Annotated in this window: 15 protein-coding genes, 1 tRNA gene and 1 riboswitch; all 16 genes read left to right on the forward strand. The window is 73.7% G+C overall.

Annotation, left to right across the window (positions count from 1 at the left end; all coding sequences use genetic code 11):
- The first annotated feature begins 85 nt into the window (after positions 1-85).
- Positions 86-3628, forward strand: coding sequence for an Rne/Rng family ribonuclease (locus RCG67_RS05335; RefSeq protein ID WP_368825160.1), 3543 nt, complete (start codon positions 86-88; stop codon positions 3626-3628).
- Between the two features lie 182 nt (positions 3629-3810).
- Positions 3811-4545 (forward strand): nuclear transport factor 2 family protein, encoded by a 735-nt coding sequence (locus RCG67_RS05340; protein ID WP_368825161.1) that lies wholly within the window; start codon positions 3811-3813, stop codon positions 4543-4545.
- Positions 4546-4715: 170 nt separating this feature from the next.
- Positions 4716-4809, forward strand: a riboswitch (TPP riboswitch).
- Positions 4801-5676 carry a hydroxyethylthiazole kinase gene (gene thiM, locus RCG67_RS05345; protein WP_438612639.1) on the forward strand — a complete coding sequence of 292 codons (876 nt, stop codon included), beginning with the start codon at positions 4801-4803 and terminating at the stop codon, positions 5674-5676. It overlaps the preceding riboswitch by 9 nt.
- Positions 5673-6356: a thiamine phosphate synthase gene (gene thiE, locus RCG67_RS05350; protein WP_368825163.1), complete on the forward strand. Its 684-nt coding sequence runs from the start codon at positions 5673-5675 to the stop codon at positions 6354-6356. The genes thiM and thiE overlap by 4 nt, the downstream gene beginning before the upstream one ends.
- Positions 6353-7873, forward strand: a complete 1521-nt coding sequence (locus RCG67_RS05355) for a bifunctional hydroxymethylpyrimidine kinase/phosphomethylpyrimidine kinase (protein ID WP_368825164.1) — start codon at positions 6353-6355, stop codon at positions 7871-7873. Before thiE ends, RCG67_RS05355 begins: the two co-directional genes overlap by 4 nt.
- Positions 7874-8093: 220 nt before the next feature.
- Complete coding sequence (gene rplU, locus RCG67_RS05360; protein ID WP_368825555.1) at positions 8094-8405, forward strand: 50S ribosomal protein L21; 312 nt, start codon at positions 8094-8096, stop codon at positions 8403-8405.
- 60 nt (positions 8406-8465) lie between these two features.
- Positions 8466-8723: a 50S ribosomal protein L27 gene (gene rpmA / locus RCG67_RS05365; protein ID WP_017834601.1), complete on the forward strand. Its 258-nt coding sequence runs from the start codon at positions 8466-8468 to the stop codon at positions 8721-8723.
- 154 nt (positions 8724-8877) lie between these two features.
- Positions 8878-10443 carry a GTPase ObgE gene (obgE, locus tag RCG67_RS05370; RefSeq protein ID WP_368825165.1) on the forward strand — a complete coding sequence of 522 codons (1566 nt, stop codon included), beginning with the start codon at positions 8878-8880 and terminating at the stop codon, positions 10441-10443.
- A gap of 111 nt (positions 10444-10554) precedes the next feature.
- Positions 10555-11808, forward strand: coding sequence for a glutamate 5-kinase (gene proB, locus RCG67_RS05375; RefSeq protein ID WP_082696903.1), 1254 nt, complete (start codon positions 10555-10557; stop codon positions 11806-11808).
- Positions 11805-13163: a glutamate-5-semialdehyde dehydrogenase gene (locus tag RCG67_RS05380; protein WP_197412618.1), complete on the forward strand. Its 1359-nt coding sequence runs from the start codon at positions 11805-11807 to the stop codon at positions 13161-13163. Before proB ends, RCG67_RS05380 begins: the two co-directional genes overlap by 4 nt.
- A 125-nt stretch (positions 13164-13288) precedes the next feature.
- Complete coding sequence (locus RCG67_RS05385) at positions 13289-13537, forward strand: hypothetical protein (protein WP_368825166.1); 249 nt, start codon at positions 13289-13291, stop codon at positions 13535-13537.
- Between the two features lie 19 nt (positions 13538-13556).
- Complete coding sequence (nadD, locus tag RCG67_RS05390) at positions 13557-14279, forward strand: nicotinate-nucleotide adenylyltransferase (protein ID WP_438612640.1); 723 nt, start codon at positions 13557-13559, stop codon at positions 14277-14279.
- Entirely contained in the window at positions 14279-15376 is a 1098-nt protein-coding gene (locus tag RCG67_RS05395; RefSeq protein WP_368825167.1) for a hypothetical protein, read from the forward strand. The genes nadD and RCG67_RS05395 overlap by 1 nt, the downstream gene beginning before the upstream one ends.
- An 86-nt stretch (positions 15377-15462) precedes the next feature.
- Positions 15463-15867 (forward strand): ribosome silencing factor, encoded by a 405-nt coding sequence (rsfS, locus tag RCG67_RS05400; RefSeq protein ID WP_058872739.1) that lies wholly within the window; start codon positions 15463-15465, stop codon positions 15865-15867.
- A 117-nt stretch (positions 15868-15984) separates the two neighbouring features.
- A tRNA-Ala gene (locus RCG67_RS05405) sits at positions 15985-16060 on the forward strand.
- 245 nt (positions 16061-16305) lie between these two features.
- Positions 16306-17523 carry a formaldehyde dehydrogenase, glutathione-independent gene (gene fdhA / locus RCG67_RS05410; protein ID WP_058872770.1) on the forward strand — a complete coding sequence of 406 codons (1218 nt, stop codon included), beginning with the start codon at positions 16306-16308 and terminating at the stop codon, positions 17521-17523.
- Positions 17524-17556: the final 33 nt, after the last annotated feature.

Genomic DNA, 17556 nt, shown 5'->3' on the forward strand with positions numbered 1-17556 from the left:
CGTGGACCCCCACCGGCGATACGCCGACCAAGCCGCCGCGGGGACCGGGTACGGACGGCGTACCGCGGCAGGAGCACAGCTGTATATGGATGCCGAACAGGAGAACCAGGTCGGGGCGCAGGACGCCCTGGACGCTGGTCAGCAGAACACATCGCACGACGCGCCCCGGGACCTCCCGATAGCGGAGGAAACGGTGCAGGACCCCGCCCCCGAGGCCCCGGCCGACGCGCCGGGCACCGGGTCGGACGCTGAGCCGATCACGGAGCCGGGCACTGAGCCGGTCGCCGCGTCGGTCGCAGGGCCGGACGCTGAGCCGGTCGCCGCGTCGGTTGCAGAGACAGACACCGAGCCGGTCGCCGATCCGGACCCTGAGCCGGACAGGGGCGCGGACGCCGGGACCGACACCCTCGACGTCGCGCCGGGGACCGCTGTTCCCGGTGACGAGCGACCCGGAGCGGTGGCCGAGGAGGCCGCCGCGCCCGGGCACCCCGCGCCGGGCACGCCCGGTGCCGAGGAGGCCGCCGAGGGCGTCGAGCCCGCCGGTGAGGCGGAGGACCTGGGCACCGGGGCGGGCACCCCGGTCGAGGACCCGACGAGCGGTCGCGGCGAGGGCCAGCACACCGACGCCGTGGGTGCCGGGAACGAGGCCAGCGACGACCGGAACGCCGGCAACGGGAATGCCGACGCCGGGGGTGCCGGGAACGGGGCCACCGGCGACCGGAACGCCGGCAACGGGAATGCCGACGCCGGGGGTGCCGGGAACGGGGCCACCGGCGACCGGAACACCGGCAACGGGATCGCCGAGGCCGAGGGCGCGCGGAACGGGACGACCGACGACGAGAACACCGGCGACCGGAACGCCGACTACGAGGGCACCGACGACGGCGAGGGCAGCGACGGCGACGAGCCGCGCACGGCGCTGTCCGCCGCCGTGGCGGCGACCTCGCTGATGTTCCACGCCCCGGACCTCGACGAGCTGCGCGAGGCCGCTCAGCAGCGCGCGGCCCGCCGCCGCGAGGCGCGGCGCCGCCAGCAGGAGGAGAACGCCTCCGCCGAGGACCCGGGCGACGGTCCCGAGGAGCAGGACACGGCCGAGCTCGCCGACGAGGGCGAGGAGGCCGGACAGGGCTCGGGCGGGGGCACCACCAGCCGCCGGCGCCGTCGCCGCCGCCGCGGCGAGGTCGACATGGAGCTCGTGGGCGGCAGCGACGACGACCCGCCCAACACCGTGACGCGGGTCCGGGCGCCGCGCGCCGCGGACTCCGCCACGGTCGACGAGGTCGTGGCCGTGAAGGGCTCCACGCGGCTCGAGGCCAAGAAGCAGCGCCGGCGCGAGTCCCGCCAGACCGGCCGCCGCCGCCAGGTGATCACCGAGGCGGAGTTCCTGGCCCGCCGCGAGTCCGTCGAGCGGCAGATGCTGGTGCGGCAGAAGGACAACCGGATCCAGATCGGCGTCCTGGAGGACGGCGTCCTGGCCGAGCACTTCGTCTCGCACACCCAGCAGGACTCCCTGATCGGCAACGTCTACGTGGGCAAGGTGCAGAACGTGCTGCCGTCCATGGAGGCCGCGTTCATCGACATCGGCCGCGGCCGCAACGCCGTGCTGTACGCCGGCGAGGTCAACTGGGACGCGTCGCGGCTCGAGGGCGGGCCCCGTCGGATCGAGGTCGCGCTGAAGTCCGGGGACTCGGTCCTGGTGCAGGTCACCAAGGACCCGGTCGGGCACAAGGGGGCGCGGCTCACGAGCCAGATCTCCCTGCCCGGCCGATACCTGGTCTACGTGCCGGGCGGGTCGATGACCGGGATCTCCCGGAAACTGCCCGACGTCGAGCGCGCCCGGCTGAAGAAGATCCTCAAGGACCGGCTGCCGGACGGGGCGGGAGTCATCGTGCGCACCGCCGCCGAAGGGGCCTCCGAGCAGGAGCTCACCCACGACATCAACCGGCTGCGCGCCCAGTGGGAGCAGATCCAGGAGCGGGCCGGCTCGACGAAGACGCTGCCGCCCGAGATGCTCTACGCGGAACCGGACCTGACGATCAAGACCGTCCGCGACGTCTTCAACGAGGACTTCACCACCATGGTCGTCCAGGGCGACGAGGCGTGGGACAACATCGAGGCGTACGTGACCTACGTCGCGCCGGACCTGCTCGACCGGCTCCAGAAGTGGGACGAGGACGAGGACCTGTTCGTGAACTACCGCGTGGAGGAACAGATCCAGAAGGCACTCGAGCGCAAGGTCTTCCTGCCGTCGGGCGGCTCGCTCGTGATCGACCGGACCGAGGCGATGACGGTGGTCGACGTGAACACCGGCAAGTTCACCGGCTCCGGCGGCAACCTCGAGGAGACCGTCACCAAGAACAACCTGGAGGCGGCCGAGGAGATCGTCCGGCAGCTGCGGCTGCGGGACATCGGCGGGATCATCGTGATCGACTTCATCGACATGGTGCTCGAGTCCAACCGGGACCTCGTGCTGCGCCGACTGGTGGAGTGCCTCGGCCGGGACCGCACCAAGCACCAGGTGGCGGAGGTGACCTCGCTGGGGCTCGTGCAGATGACGCGCAAGCGCATGGGCACCGGCCTGCTCGAGGTGTTCTCCGAGCCGTGCGAGCACTGCGCCGGTCGCGGCGTGGTGGTCCACGACCACCCGCTCGAGGGCCGGTCCGGCGGCGCCACGGGCGAGTCGCGCGACCAGCGGCCCAACCGGACGGAGCGCAAGCGCGGCCGCGGGGGCCGGGGCGAGCAGCAGCCGGCCCGGACGGAGCAGCGCTCCACCGAGCCGGACCCCGCGGAGAAGGCCAAGGCCGAGGCCGCGCGGACGGCGTTCGCGACCATCGCCGCCGCCACCCACCACGAGGAGGCCGTCGTGGAGGAGCCGGCCCGTGCCGAGGAGACCGCCCCGCCGGCGGAGTCCCGGCCCGAGGGCTCGGGGCGCTCGCGGAAGAAGCGGCGCGGCAAGCGCAGCCGCAACCGCGGCCAGGGCGCGGACACCGCCGCCGAGCAGCAGCCGGGGACGGGGGAGGAGCCCGCTGCTTCCGCACCCGAGCAGGTCTCCGCCGAGGAGACGCCGGCAGGGCAGGGCTCACGCCTGATGATCAAGGGCGAGGTCATCGAGCTGCCGCAGGGCCACGCCCCTGCGGAGGAGCCCGCCGAGGCCCGGCCGCTGAGCCTGGACTCCCTCGCGGAGGCCTTCGAGCACTCCGCGCCGGACGCGGCCTCCGCTCCGCGGGAGCCGGCCGGCACGACGGGCGCCGCTGCGCGGAACACGGCCGCACGGGACACCGCCGCACGGGACACCGCCACGGAGGACGCCCGGGCGGGTGCCGCCGAGCAGCAGAGCGAGGGGCGCGCGGGCACGGCGCCGCAGGCTCCCGCCCCGGAGCAGCCGCGGGCGGACGTCGAGCCGGCGCGCCCCCGCCGGCGCTCCCGGCGGGCCTCGGCACCGGAGGCCCGCCCGGGCGAGGCCGAGGTGACCGCCGGGCAGGCGGCCACCGCGGAGGGCGCCCGGCACGAGGCCAAGGCCGTCGCCCAGCGCTCCCCGGAGGAGACCTCGGGCCGCGCGCCGACCGTCGTCGGCGTGGGGGTCAAGGCGGAGGACCTCACCAGCGGCCGGCCCGCCGAGCGCGGCTGAGCCGCCCCCGCGAGCAGCACGACGGAGGACCCCGACCGGTACTGGTCGGGGTCCTCCGTCGTCGTGCGCTCCGCCTCCCTGTCGGGCCGGGCACGGCGCGAGTAGCGTGGTGGCACGACACGCGGGCCGGCCGACCGGGCCGATCCGTCGGATCCCCGGCCCGCAGCCCCGAGGGGACAGTCATGAACAACAAGCAGATCGTTCTCACCGCCGGCCGCGAGCTCTTCGGCGAGCGGGACGCCTCGGCCATCGACCGGCACTGGGCCCCGGACTACCGGCAGCACTCCGCGCTCGCGCCTGATGGCACGGCAGGACTCCAGGCGATGTTCCGGCAACTGCCCGAGAACTTCCGATTCGAGCCCCTGCGGGTGCTCGAGGACGGCGACATGGTCGCGGTCCACTGCATCTACCACGGGTTCGGCCCCGACCCCACGGCAGCGGTGGACGTGTTCCGCGTGGCGGAGGGAAAGATCGCCGAGCACTGGGACGCCCTGGCGCCCCTGCCGGGCGGTTCCGCCGGGACGCACCGGATCGGCGGACCACGGCAGATCACCGGGCGCGAGCGCACCGGCGCGAACAAGGCGGCGGTGACCGAGTGGGTGCAGGAGCGGCTCATCGGCGCCGACCGGGACGCCCTCGAGGAGCTGGCCCGCGACCCGCGCTACGTGGAGCACGGCCCCGGCCCGGACGACCCGCTCGCCCGGCACACCCTGCACCGGGTGCTCGGCGAGGGCGACCTCGTCCTCACCGTCACCGAAGCCCTGCTCGGTCCCGGCGACGGAGGCGCCGAGCCCGGCGACCGCGTCCCGGCCGGCTGCTACGACCTGTGGCGGGTCTCGGACGGCCGGATCCTCGAGCACTGGGGGGTCTGCCAGCCCGTCCCGGAGCGGATGCCGCACGGCAACGGCTTCTTCTGAGCGACAGGACGTCTCCACGAGCCCGATGGTGCCGGGCCGTGGGGAGCCGATCACCGGTGTGCCCCTCCGCCCGGGCGCAGCCCCCGAGGGCGGGACGACGGAAGCACTCCGAGCGCCGCGGCCGGGGCCCTCCGGCGTCCCGGCGCACCTTCTGCGACTACACTGGCAGGACACCTGACACGGGGTGCCGCGCGAGCGGCTGAGAACACACCCGTCGAACCTGATCTAGCCAGTACTAGCGAAGGGATGTCGCAGATGCGCGATGCCGTACCCACGTCCGCCGGAACACCGGGAGCCGTCCGGCCGGTACCACCGGACCCCGCGCTCGCCGAGGACGCCGCCGCGGCCCTGGAGGACCTGCGCTCCGCGGCGCCGCTGGTGCAGTGCATCACCAACGCCGTGGTCACCAACTTCACGGCCAACGCGCTGCTCGCCGTGGGCGCGTCCCCGGCGATGACCGACATCCAGGGCGAGGGCGGGGTCTTCGCGGAGCTCGCGGACGGCCTGCTCGTCAACACCGGCACGCCCACCGCCGAGCAGCGCGGCGCCGCCTACGAGGCCGTCGGGGCCCGGCACCGCGCCGGCCGGGCGTGGGTCCTCGACCCCGTGGCGGTGGGCGCCCTGCCCGTGCGCACCGCGCTGGCCCGCGACCTGCTCGAGTTCCGGCCCGCGATCGTGCGCGGCAACGCCTCCGAGGTCATGGCCCTCGCCGGCGGCGCCGGCGGGCGGGGCACGGACGCCACCCACGGGGTCGAGGCCGCCCGTGACGCCGCCGCCGCGCTCGCTGAGCGGGCCGGCTCGGCGGTGGCCGTGTCCGGGCCCGTGGACCTCGTGCGCTTCCCGGGCGGCACCGTCGTCCGCGTCCCGCACGGCACGCAGCTGCTGACCCGCATCACCGGCGGGGGCTGCGCCCTGGGTGCCCTCATGGCCGCGTTCACCGCCGTGCGCACGGACCGGGGCGCGGCGGCCGTGGCGGCCACCACGGTGTACACCCTCGCGGCCGAGGACGCGGCCGCCGAGGCCTCCGGGCCCGGGTCCTTCGCCGTGGCCCTGCTGGACCGGCTGCACGCCGTGACGCCGGAGCAGGTGGCCGCCCGGGCGGAGCTGGTGCGCGAGGAGGTGGCCCGGTGAGCCCTCGCCTCGATCCCGCGGCCCTGGCCCTGCACCTCGTGACGGACACCGCCCTCAGCGCGCCCCGGCCGGTCCCGGACGTCGTGGCCGCCGCAGTGCGCGGGGGCGCCACCATGGTCCAGGTCCGCGCGAAGGACGCCCCGGTCCGTGATCTCGTCGCCCTGCTGACGGCCGTCGCCGAGCGCGTGGGCCGGCAGGTCCCCGTGCTCGTGGACGACCGCGCGGACGTGTACCTCGCCGCCCGCGCGGCCGGCGCCCCCGTGGCCGGGGTGCACGTCGGGCAGACGGACCTGCCCGTGGCGCTCGCCCGGCGGATCTGCGGCCCCGACGCCGTGCTGGGCCTCAGCGCGGCCACGGCCGAGGAGCTCGACACCGCCTCCGCGCTGCCCGCCGGCACGGTCGACTACCTGGGCGTCGGGGCGGTGCGGGCGACGCGCACCAAGCCCGACCACCCCGAGCCGCTGGGCGTCGAGGGCTTCGCCCGCGCGGCGGCCCGCACCTCCCTGCCCTGCCTGGCCATCGGCGGGGTGCAGGCCGAGGACGCCGCCGCCCTGCGCGCCGCGGGCGCCGCCGGGCTGGCCGTGGTCTCCGGGATCTGCGCCGCTGCCGACCCCGCGGCCGCCGCCGCCCGCTACGTGCGCGCCTTCGGCGCGGCGCCCGCCGAGGAGGTGGCCCCGTGAGCGCACGCGTGCCCCGCGTCCTGGCCGTCGCCGGCACCGACCCCACGGGCGGGGCCGGCCAGCACGCGGACCTCAAGTCGATCGCCGCGATGGGCGGCTACGGGATGAGCGCCGTCACCGCCGTCGTCGTGCAGAACACCGTGGGCGTGCGCGCCATCCACGTCCCGCCGGTCGAGTTCCTCACCGCCCAGCTCGAGGCGGTCGCCGAGGACGTCGAGATCGACGCCGTCAAGATCGGGATGCTCGGCTCCGTGCCGGTCATCGAGGCCGTCACCCGGTGGCTCGGAGCCCACCGGCCCCCGGTCGTGGTCCTGGACCCCGTCATGGTCGCGACCTCCGGGGGGCGCCTGCTCGAGCCCGACGCCGAGGACGCCCTGCGCTCGATGCTGGGCCTCGCCGACCTGATCACCCCGAACCTGCAGGAGCTCGCCGTGCTCGCGGGCGAGGACACGGCGCCGTCGTGGGAGGAGGCCCTCGCGCAGGGCCACCGCGTGGCCCGCGCCCACGGGACCCTGGTCCTCGTCAAGGGCGGGCACCTCACCGGGGACCGGACCCCGGACGCCCTCGTGGGCCCGGACGCCCCGGAGCCCCTCGTGGCGTTCGACGGCGTCCGGGTGCCCACCGAGAACTCGCACGGCACCGGGTGCTCCCTCTCCTCGGCCCTGGCCACCCTCCAGGCCCGGCACGGGGACTGGCCCCGGAGCCTGCGGATCGCCCGGGACTGGCTGCGCGGGGCCCTCGAGACCTCCGGGGAGCTCTCCGTCGGCCACGGGAGCGGGCCCGTCCACCACTTCCACCACGTCCAGCACGCCCTCGAGACCTGGGGCGCCGTGCCGGAGCGGTTCAGCGACGAGCTGTGGGAGGCCTCCGCGGCCGTGCGGCGGGAGATCGAGGAGCTCGAGTTCGTGCGCCGCCTCGGGGACGGGCGGCTCGAGCCGGACCGCTTCCTCGCCTACCTCGACCAGGACCTGCAGTACCTCGACGGCTACAGCAGGGCGCTCGCCCTGCTGGCGGCACGGGCGCCCGACGAGGAGCAGCGGCTGTTCTTCGCGGCCGGCGCCGTGTCCTGCACCGAGACCGAGGCGCAGCTGCACCGGGCCCGGCTGCAGCACGCCGGGGACGGCGGCGCGCGGGACGAGCCGGCGGAGGTGACACGGCGGTACACCACCTTCCTGCTCGCGGCCACCGCCGCGGAGCCCTACCCCGTGGGCCTCGCGGCCGTGCTCCCGTGCTACTGGGTGTACGCGGACGTGGGACGCCACCTGGGCGAGCTCGCCGCGGCCGGCGGGCCCGGCGAGCACCCCTACGCCGACTGGCTCGCCACGTACGCGGACGAGGGGTTCCAGGAGGCCACCCGCACGGCCCGGCGGCTGCTCGACGACGCCGCCCGCGAGGCCCCGGCGGAGGTCCGGGAGCGGATGCGGGAGGTGTTCCTGGAGGCCTGCGCGCTCGAGCGGGACTTCTTCGCCGCGCCGGGGACGGGGCGCCGGTTGGCGGGCATTGACCGGATCGAGTAGTCTTGATCTTCGGTGCCATGCCGGTGCGCGCGTGTAAAAACTCGACACCCCACCTGGCGGCACATGCGGGTGCAGTTCCTGAATTGCGGCGAACCTGCGCTGACCTCGGCCTAGTCCCACGGGCCGGTCACCGACAGCTCGTCTCAACGTCGTTGGTCCTGACAGGTATGCGCTCGACCCACACTGTTTACACATGACGTCGAGAGAAGTGAGTTCCCAAGTGGTGTACGCGATTGTCCGCGCTGGCGGCCGCCAGGAAAAGGTTTCCGTCGGAGACCTCGTTACCCTTGACCGCGTCGCCGGCGGAGCAGGCAGCACCATCGAGCTCCCTGCCCTGCTGCTGGTCGACGGGGACAAGATCACCTCGGATGCCCCGACCCTGGCGAACGTCAAGGTCACGGCCGAGATCATCGAGAACCTCCGCGGTCCCAAGATCTCCATCCAGAAGTTCAAGAACAAGACCGGCTACAAGAAGCGCCAGGGCTTCCGTGCCGAGCTGACCACCGTGAAGGTGACCGGCATCGACGCCTGATCGGCCCGGTTCCCCTCCAGACTCCATCAGCCAGTAAAAACCCGAAGGTAGGCACACCTCATGGCACACAAGAAGGGCGCGAGCTCCACTCGCAACGGTCGCGACTCCAACGCGCAGTACCTCGGCGTGAAGCGCTTCGGCGGCCAGACCGTCAACGCCGGCGAGATCCTCGTCCGGCAGCGCGGCACGCACTTCCACCCCGGCCTGAACGTCGGCCGCGGCGGCGACGACACCCTGTTCGCCCTGGCCGCCGGCCAGGTCGAGTTCGGCACCCGCCGGGGCCGCAAGGTCGTCAACATCCAGGCTGCCGCGGAGTAGCCGGAAGGACCGGCCCTGCCGGTCCCGGTGCGGGTCCCCACCCGCGCCGCCCATTGTTTGTGCTGTAGAGGGTGGGTGCGTCCAGCGCCCGCCCTCTACAGTTTTAACGTGGCCCGTCCGCGGGCCCGCCCGTTCTTGACCAGAGGAGTTCCCCGTGGCCAGTTTCGTCGACCGCGTCGTCCTGCACGTCTCCGGCGGCTCCGGGGGGCACGGCTGCGTGTCCATCCGCCGGGAGAAGTTCAAGCCGCTCGGCGGGCCGGACGGGGGCAACGGGGGAGACGGCGGCAGCGTGATCCTGCGCGTCGACGGCCAGACCACCACGCTGCTCAACTACCACCACGCGCCCCACCAGTCCGCTCCCAACGGCGGCCCCGGCAAGGGCGACCTCCGGCACGGGCACAAGGGCGAGGACCTCGTCCTGTCCGTCCCCGACGGGACCGTGGTGAAGGACCAGGACGGCAACGTCCTGGCCGACCTGGTGGGGCAGGGCTCCGAGTTCGTGGCCGCGCCGGGCGGGCAGGGCGGGCTGGGCAACGCCGCGCTGGCCTCGGTCAAGCGCAAGGCCCCGGGCTTCGCGCTCCTCGGCACGCCGGGCTCGGCCCGCGACGTGGTCCTGGAGCTCAAGTCCATCGCCGACATCGCCCTGGTCGGCTATCCCTCCGCCGGCAAGTCCAGCCTCGTCGCCGCCATCAGCGCCGCCCGCCCCAAGATCGCGGACTACCCCTTCACCACGCTCGTGCCGAACCTCGGCGTGGTGCAGGCGGGGGACGTGCGCTACACGGTGGCCGACGTCCCGGGGCTGATCCCCGGCGCCTCCGAGGGCAAGGGGCTGGGCCTGGAGTTCCTCCGCCACGTCGAGCGCTGCGCCGCGCTCGTGCACGTCCTCGACTGCGCGACCCTCGAGCCCGGCCGGGACCCGGTCTCCGACCTCGAGACGATCGAGCGGGAGCTCGCCGGCTACGCAGTCGACGGCGACCTCGACGGCGGGCAGGCGGTGCCCCTCAACGACCGTCCCCGCCTCGTGGTGCTGAACAAGATCGACGTCCCCGAGGCCCGGGAGCTCGCCGAGTTCGTGCGCCCCGAGCTCGAGTCCCGCGGCTACCGCGTGTTCGAGATCTCCACCGCCTCCCACGAGGGGCTGCGACCGCTGACCTTCGCCATGGGCGAGGTCGTGCAGCAGGCCCGGGCGGCGCGACCGGCTCCGGCGGAGGCACCGAGGGTCGTGCTGCGCCCGAAGGGCGTGCGCGGGCCCGAGTTCACCATCAGCCGCGAGGAGCGCAACCTCGAGCCGCTGTGGCACGTGCGCGGCGACAAGCCCGACCGCTGGATCCTGCAGACGGACTTCAACAACGAGGAGGCCGTCGGCTACCTCGCCGACCGGCTCGCGAAGCTCGGCGTCGAGTCGGAGCTGTTCAAGCAGGGCGCCCGGCCCGGCGACGCCGTGCTCATCGGACCCGAGGACGACGGCGTGGTCTTCGACTGGGAGCCCACGATGGTCGGCGGCGCCGAGCTGCTCGCCGGGCCCCGCGGCACCGACCTGCGCTTCGCGGACATCGACCGCCCCACCCGCGAGCAGAAGCGCCAGCAGTACCAGGACCGCAAGGACGCCAAGGCCGCCGCCCGCGCCGAGCTCGAGGCCGAGCGCACCGCCGGGGTGTGGACCGAGTCGGTCGACGCCCGGCGCGGCGAGGCCCCGGAGGGCCCCGGCACCGACGACTGACCGCACCCGCGGGACCGGGCCGGGCACGCCGCCCCGGTCCCCGACCGCAGCACCCGACGAACGACTGACCGACACACCGACGACGCCCACCGGACGAGGGAGACGCCCAGGATGAACGAGCAGACGAACGAGATCGACGTCGAGCAGCTCGAGGAGGTCGCGGAGAAGTCCGCGGTCCAGCTCAGCAGCGAGAACCGCGGCAAGAACCGGCGCAGCCCCATCGAGCGCCGCGAGGACATCCCGCGCGCCCACCGCGTGGTGGTCAAGGTCGGCTCGTCCTCGCTGACGTCCATCGAGAGCTCGATCGACGAGCAGGCCGTGCGGATGATCGTGGACGCCCTCGGGGAGACCAAGGCCCGCGGCATCGAGCTCGTGTTCGTGTCCTCGGGCGCGATCACCGCCGGCCTGGCGCCCCTGGGGCTGTCCCGGCGGCCCAAGAACCTGGCGGGCAAGCAGGCCGCCGCCGCCGTGGGCCAGGGACTGCTGATGGGCCGCTACATCGAGTCCTTCGCCCGCTTCGGCGTCACCGTGGGCCAGGTGCTGGTCACCGCGGAGGACCTGATGCGCCGCAGCCACTACAAGAACACCCACCGCCAGATCGAACGGCTCCTCGACTTCGGCGTGCTGCCCATCGTCAACGAGAACGACGCCGTCTCCAGCCAGGAGATCAAGTTCGGCGACAACGACCGGATCGCCGCCCTGATCGCCCACCTCATCAAGGCGGACGTCCTGCTGCTGCTCTCCGACGTCGACGCGCTCTACACCATGGACCCCCGCAAGGGCGGCGAGCGGATCCCGGTGGTCAACGACCCCATCAAGGACCTCGAGGGCGTGCAGATCGGCTCGGTGGGAGCCGCCGGAGTGGGCTCGGGCGGCATGGTGACCAAGGTCCAGGCCGCGCGCATCGCGGCGGCCTCGGGCATCCCGGCGCTCGTCACGTCGGCGCAGAACATCACCCGCGCGCTGGACGGCGAGGACGTCGGCACCTGGTTCGCGACCTCCGGCGGGCGGCGCAACGTCCGGTTGCTGTGGCTGGCCCACCTCGCGGACATCAAGGGCTCCCTGACCCTGGACCCGGGCGCCGTCGAGGCGATCCGCGACCGCAACTCCCTGCTGGCCGCCGGGGTCACGGGCGTGTCCGGCACCTTCGAGGCGGGGGAGCCCGTCTCGCTGCGGGACCCGGCGGGCAAGGAGATCGCGCACGGGCTGAGCAACTACTCCTCGGACGAGATCCCGCCGATGCTCGGCAAGTCCACCTCCGTGCTGGCCGACGAGCTCGGGGACGACTACAGCCGGGAGCTCGTGCACGTGGACAACCTGGTGGTCCTGCGCGCACGCGGCGCACGGACTAAACTGAAGAAATGACTTCCGCCGCACACGATTCCGTGACCACCGACGAAGCCACCCGCACGACCGACAAGGCGGTCGTGTCCGACCACGGCGTCATCGCCACCTTCGGGGAGGACCCCGTCGCCGGCGTGGCCGCCATGGCCGACGACGCCCGCGACTCCGCCCGCGTGCTCGGCCGCGCCACCCGGGCCTGGAAGGACCGGGCGCTGCTCGCCATCGCCGACCGCATCGAGCGCAAGCAGGACGTGATCCTCGCCGCGAACGCCAAGGACCTCGAGCGCGGCCGCGTGAACGGGACCTCCACGGCCCTCCTCGACCGGCTCAAGCTGGACGCCGGGCGGATCACCGCCCTGGCCGAGAGCCTGCGCGAGCTGGCCGCCCTGCCCGACCCCGTGGGCGGGTTCGTCCGCGGCTCCACCCTGCCCAACGGCCTGCGGATGCGCCAGGTGCGCGTGCCGATGGGCGTGGTCGGCGCCATCTACGAGGCCCGCCCCAACGTCACCGTGGACATCGCCGGCATCGCCCTGAAGTCCGGCAACGCGGTGCTCCTGCGCGGCGGCTCGGCCGCGGAGGAGAGCAACCGGGCCCTCGTGGGCATCATCCGGGACTCCCTCGCCGACGTGAAGCTGCCCGTGGACTGCGTCCAGAGCGTCGACGAGTACGGCCGCGAGGGCGCGAACGCGCTCATGGCCGCCCGCGGCAAGGTCGACGTCCTCATCCCGCGCGGCGGGCACGGGCTGATCCAGTCGGTCGTCCAGAACGCCAAGGTCCCCGTCATCGAGACCGGTGAGGGCAACGTCCACCTCTTCGTCGACCACTCGGCGTCGAAGGACATGGCCGTGGACGTGGTGGTCAACTCCAAGACCCACCGCACGAGCACGTGCAACACCACGGAGACCCTCCTGCTGCACAGCGGCTTCGAGCACGGCGCCGCCGTGCTGGCGGCCCTGGACCGGGCCGGCGTCACGCTGCACGTCGACGAGCGGGCCGAGGCCATGCTCCCCGCCGGCAGCCACCACCTGCGCGCCACCGAGGAGGACTGGGGCACCGAGTACCTGTCCATGGACCTGGCCGTGAAGGTGGTCGACTCCCTGGACGAGGCGCTCCAGCACATCGACCGGTGGTCCACCCGGCACACGGAGGCGATCGTGACCAACGACCTCGCGGACGCCGAGCGGTTCGTCGCCGAGATCGACGCCGCCGCGGTCATGGTCAATGCCTCCACCCGGTTCACCGACGGCGGCCAGCTGGGCCTGGGCGCCGAGATCGGCATCTCCACCCAGAAGATGCACGCGCGCGGTCCCATGGGCCTGGAGGAGCTGACCACCACGAAGTGGATCGTCCAGGGCGACGGGCACACCCGCGCCTGAGTCCCGCACGCGGCGGGCCCGCCGCGGATTCAGTACGATGAGAACCGCCCGGGCCCGCCGACGTCGGCGGCACGGACCGCCCACCGACCACCCCCGCCGCCACGCCGGCGCCAGAAGGGATCCCCATGCTCCAGTACACCGTCATCACCGTCCTCGCCGCCGCGGAGGGCGGGCACGCCGCCGCCGAGTCCGGAGTGCCCGCGTGGGTCTGGGGCCTCTCCATCTTCATCGTGCTGATCGGTCTCATGGTGGTGACACTGTCCTACGCCAACCGCGGCCTCAGCCCCGAGGCCGGCCAGCACGAGGACCCGGCCGACCTGCCCGCGGACGAGCGGGCGATGCTCGACGAGTACGCCGCCAAGCGCCACGCCTGAGCCGGGGAACCCCACCGTCGTGACGACCGCTTCGCAGGACACCGCCGCCCGGACCCGGGGCCTGCCCCTGACGGGGACGGCCGTGCCGCCCCGGACACCGGGGCGCACCAGGCTCGGCGTCATGGGCGGGACGTTCGACCCCATCCACCACGGCCACCTCGTGGCCGCGTCCGAGGTGGCGGGGGAGTTCGATCTCGACGAGGTCGTGTTCGTCCCCACCGGGCACCCCTGGCAGAAGGCGGCCGGGGCGGTGAGCCCCGCGGAGCACCGCTACCTCATGACGGTGATCGCCACGGCCTCCAACCCGCGGTTCACCGTCAGCCGCGTGGACATCGAGCGCGACGGTCCCACGTTCACGGTGGACACCCTGCGGGACCTGAAGCGTCAGCGGCCGGAGGCGGACCTGTTCTTCATCACGGGCGCGGACGTCATGGCGGAGATCCTGACCTGGAAGGGCGCGGAGGAGCTCTGGCAGCTCGCCCACTTCGTCGGCGTCACCCGGCCGGGTCACGACCTCGCCGCGCCGGTCGGGTCCAGCGGCGTGAACCTGCTCGAGGTGCCCGCGATGGCCATCTCGTCCACGGACTGCCGCGCCCGCGTGGCCGAGCACAAGCCCGTCTGGTACCTCGTGCCCGACGGCGTGGTGCAGTACATCAACAAGTACGGGCTCTACCTCGGCGCCGGGGACGGGGCGACGACGGACCATGTCGGCGTCCGCGGCACCGCGGCGAAGGCGCCCTGATGGCCGGCGAGGACGCCGTGCGGGACGACCCGGAGCAGCCGGCCGACCCGGTCGCGGGCGCACCGGGGCCGGCGGACGGCCCCGCTCCGGGCACGCCCACGGCGACCTCCGGGGCGGCTCCCGTCGTCGATCTCGGCGAGGACGCCGTGCGGGACGACCCGGGACAGGCGGACGGCCCTGCCGTGGGCACGACAGAGCCGGCGGACGATTCGGTCGCGGGCGCGCCGGGGCCGGCGGTGAGCACGCCGCCGGCGCCCTCCGGGCCGGCCCCGGTCATCGATCTGGGCGAGGACGCCGTGCCGGTCCGCCCCGTGAAGCCCCTCGGGCCGCGGCGGCTGGCCCGACTGCAGCGCGAACTCGCGGAGCGCGCGCGGGAGCTCGAGGAGACCGGCGGCCCCGCGGACCCGGAGCTGCTGGAGAAGCAGCGCCGGTTCGCGGAGCTCGCCGCGCAGGCGGAGGCCGCCCAGACGGAGTCCGGCACGGGTGTGGCCCCCCAGCAGCCGGTCGCCCCGGCGGCTCCCTCCGCGCCGCTCTCCCCGGCGCCGCCGGAGGACCGGCGGGAGCCGCTCGAGCAGATCACCGTCGTGTTCCCCGGCGGCGGCCCGGACGGCCCGGACGGGCACGTGTCCCACGACCCCGTGCACGTCGACCCGTCCCTGTTCAGCAACCGGCTCGCGCCGGAGGACCTGGCCGCGCTGACGCACATCGAGATTGTCGCGCCCGAGGACGCCGAGCACCACGGCTCCCACGCGACCACGGCGGCCGCTGCCGCCCAGCGGACGACCCCCGCGGCCGCCGAGAACCCACCTGGAGCCGGACCGGCTCCCGCCGCCGAGGACGGCCCGCAGGGGGGCGCCGAGGACCCACCCGGGGCTCCGCCGGCGCCGGCCGACCCGCCCGAGCCGGCGCCGGCGTCCGCGGCGTCGTGGTCCGAGGAGGACCCACCGGCTCCGCCGGTGCCGGCCGGCACCGCCGAGGGGCTCGAGCTGCTCGAGCGGCGGGAGTACCGGCGCCGCACGGGCGCCGCCTGGTGGGTCCTGCTGCTGCTGGCAGTGCTCGCGGCCCTCGTCGTCGTGCTCGTGCTCTTCGTGCTCTGAGCACACCACCTGCTGTCCTGCTCCACTCGTCCACTCCATCCGTCCCCGTGGGACGGAACCTCCGGTTCGCCGGGAAAGGATCCTTCTTGACTGTCAACGACTTCTCCCTCTCCATCCTCCGCGTCGCGGCCGCCGCGGCCGACGCCAAGCAGGCCCACGACATCGTGGCCCTCGACGTCAGCGAGGCGCTGGGCATCACCGACGCGTTCCTGGTCGCGTCCGCCTCCAACGAGCGGCTCGTCAACGCCGTGGTCGACGAGATCGAGGAGAAGCTGGTCGAGCAGCTCCAGCTGCGCCCGATCCGCCGCGAGGGCCGCTCCGAGGGGCGCTGGGTGCTCCTCGACTACGGCGACGTGGTGATCCACGTCCAGCACGACGAGGACCGGGCGTTCTACGCCCTCGAGCGGCTGTGGCGGGACAGTCCCGTGGTGGACCTCGGCACCGCCACGGGCCAGGCCGCGCCGGCGCCCGCGGCCGACGATTTGCCTTGATCCTGATCGACTGTCTACTATGAATGCGTTGCCCAGCGAGGTGCTGGATCAACCGGGAAAGGGTGACCGATGAGGACGCCGTCCAGGTTGTGATAGTGTCTCTCGAGGCAACGACTTGGGGCTGTGGCGCAGCTGGTAGCGCATTTGCATGGCATGCAAAGGGTCAGGGGTTCGAGTCCCCTCAGCTCCACCAGGACGAAAGAGCCCGTTCCGCGACACGCGGGGCGGGCTCTTTCGCATTCCTTTTTGCCTGCTCCCATCCCTTCCGCTCGTTGACGCGTCCTGTTAGCGTCAGCACCACCGGCGGCCGTTCTCCGTGACCTGGATCACAGCGAGCTCAGGGTCACATCGTGACGGGTCCCCGTCGGGAACGAGGGCTTCCGCGGTGGTGCTCCACCGGGAACGCCCGTGACGGACATCCACACGGAAGAGGTCATGATGGCAGGCAACAGAGCGGTCGCCTACAAGGGTCCCGGCAAGGTCGAGGTCATCGACACCGAATACCCCGAGTTCGAGCTCAAGGACGCCCCGGGGATCAACACGGCCAACATCGGCCGGAAGGTCCCGCACGGGGTCATCCTCCGGACCGTGAGCACGAACATCTGCGGCTCGGACCAGCACATGGTGCGCGGGCGCACCACGGCTCCGACGGACCTCGTCCTCGGCCACGAGATCACGGGCGAGGTCGTCGAGTGCGGGCCGGACGTCGAGTTCATCAAGGTCGGGGACATCGTCTCCGTCCCCTTCAACATCTCCTGCGGGCGGTGCCGCAACTGCAAGGAGCGCAAGACCGGCATCTGCCTCAACGTGAACCCGGACCGGCCGGGCTCCGCCTACGGTTACGTGGACATGGGTGGCTGGGTCGGCGGGCAGGCGGAGTACGTGCTGGTGCCCTACGCGGACTGGAACCTGCTGAAGTTCCCGGACCGGGACCAGGCCCTGGAGAAGATCATGGACCTGACCATGCTCTCCGACATCCTGCCCACGGGCTACCACGGCGTGGTCACGGCCGGGGTGGGCGTCGGCTCCACGGTCTACATCGCCGGCGCCGGACCGGTGGGCCTGGCCGCGGCGGCCGCGGCCCACCTGCTGGGGGCCGCGGTGGTGATCGTGGGGGACATGAACGAGCAGCGGCTGGCCCAGGCGCGCAGCTTCGGCTGCGAGACCGTGGACGTCTCGAAGGGCTCGCCCGCCGAGCAGATCGAGCAGATCCTCGGCGTCCCGGAGGTCGACTGCGGCGTGGACGCCGTCGGCTTCGAGGCCCGGGGGCACGGCAAGGACGCCTCCCACGAGGCTCCGGCCACCGTGCTGAACTCGCTCATGGACATCACCGCCGCGGGCGGAGCGCTGGGCATCCCCGGCCTCTACGTGACCGGGGATCCGGGCGCGGTGGACGAGGCGGCGAAGAAGGGCTCCCTGTCGATCAGCCTCGGCACGGGGTGGGCGAAGTCCCTGGCCTTCACCACCGGACAGTGCCCGGTGATGAAGTACAACCGGCAGCTGATGATGGCGATCCTGCACGACAAGATCCAGATCGCCAAGGCCGTCAACGCCAAGGCCATCCCGCTGGAGGAGGCGCCGCAGGGCTACGCCGAGTTCGACGCCGGGGCCGCCACGAAGTACGTGCTGAACCCGAACGGCTACATCAAGAACTGACGCCGGGGTCGCCACGGAGGACGTGCTCGACCC

Origin of the sequence: Kocuria cellulosilytica (assembly GCF_040981245.1) — a bacterium.
GTDB lineage: Bacteria > Actinomycetota > Actinomycetes > Actinomycetales > Micrococcaceae > Kocuria > Kocuria cellulosilytica.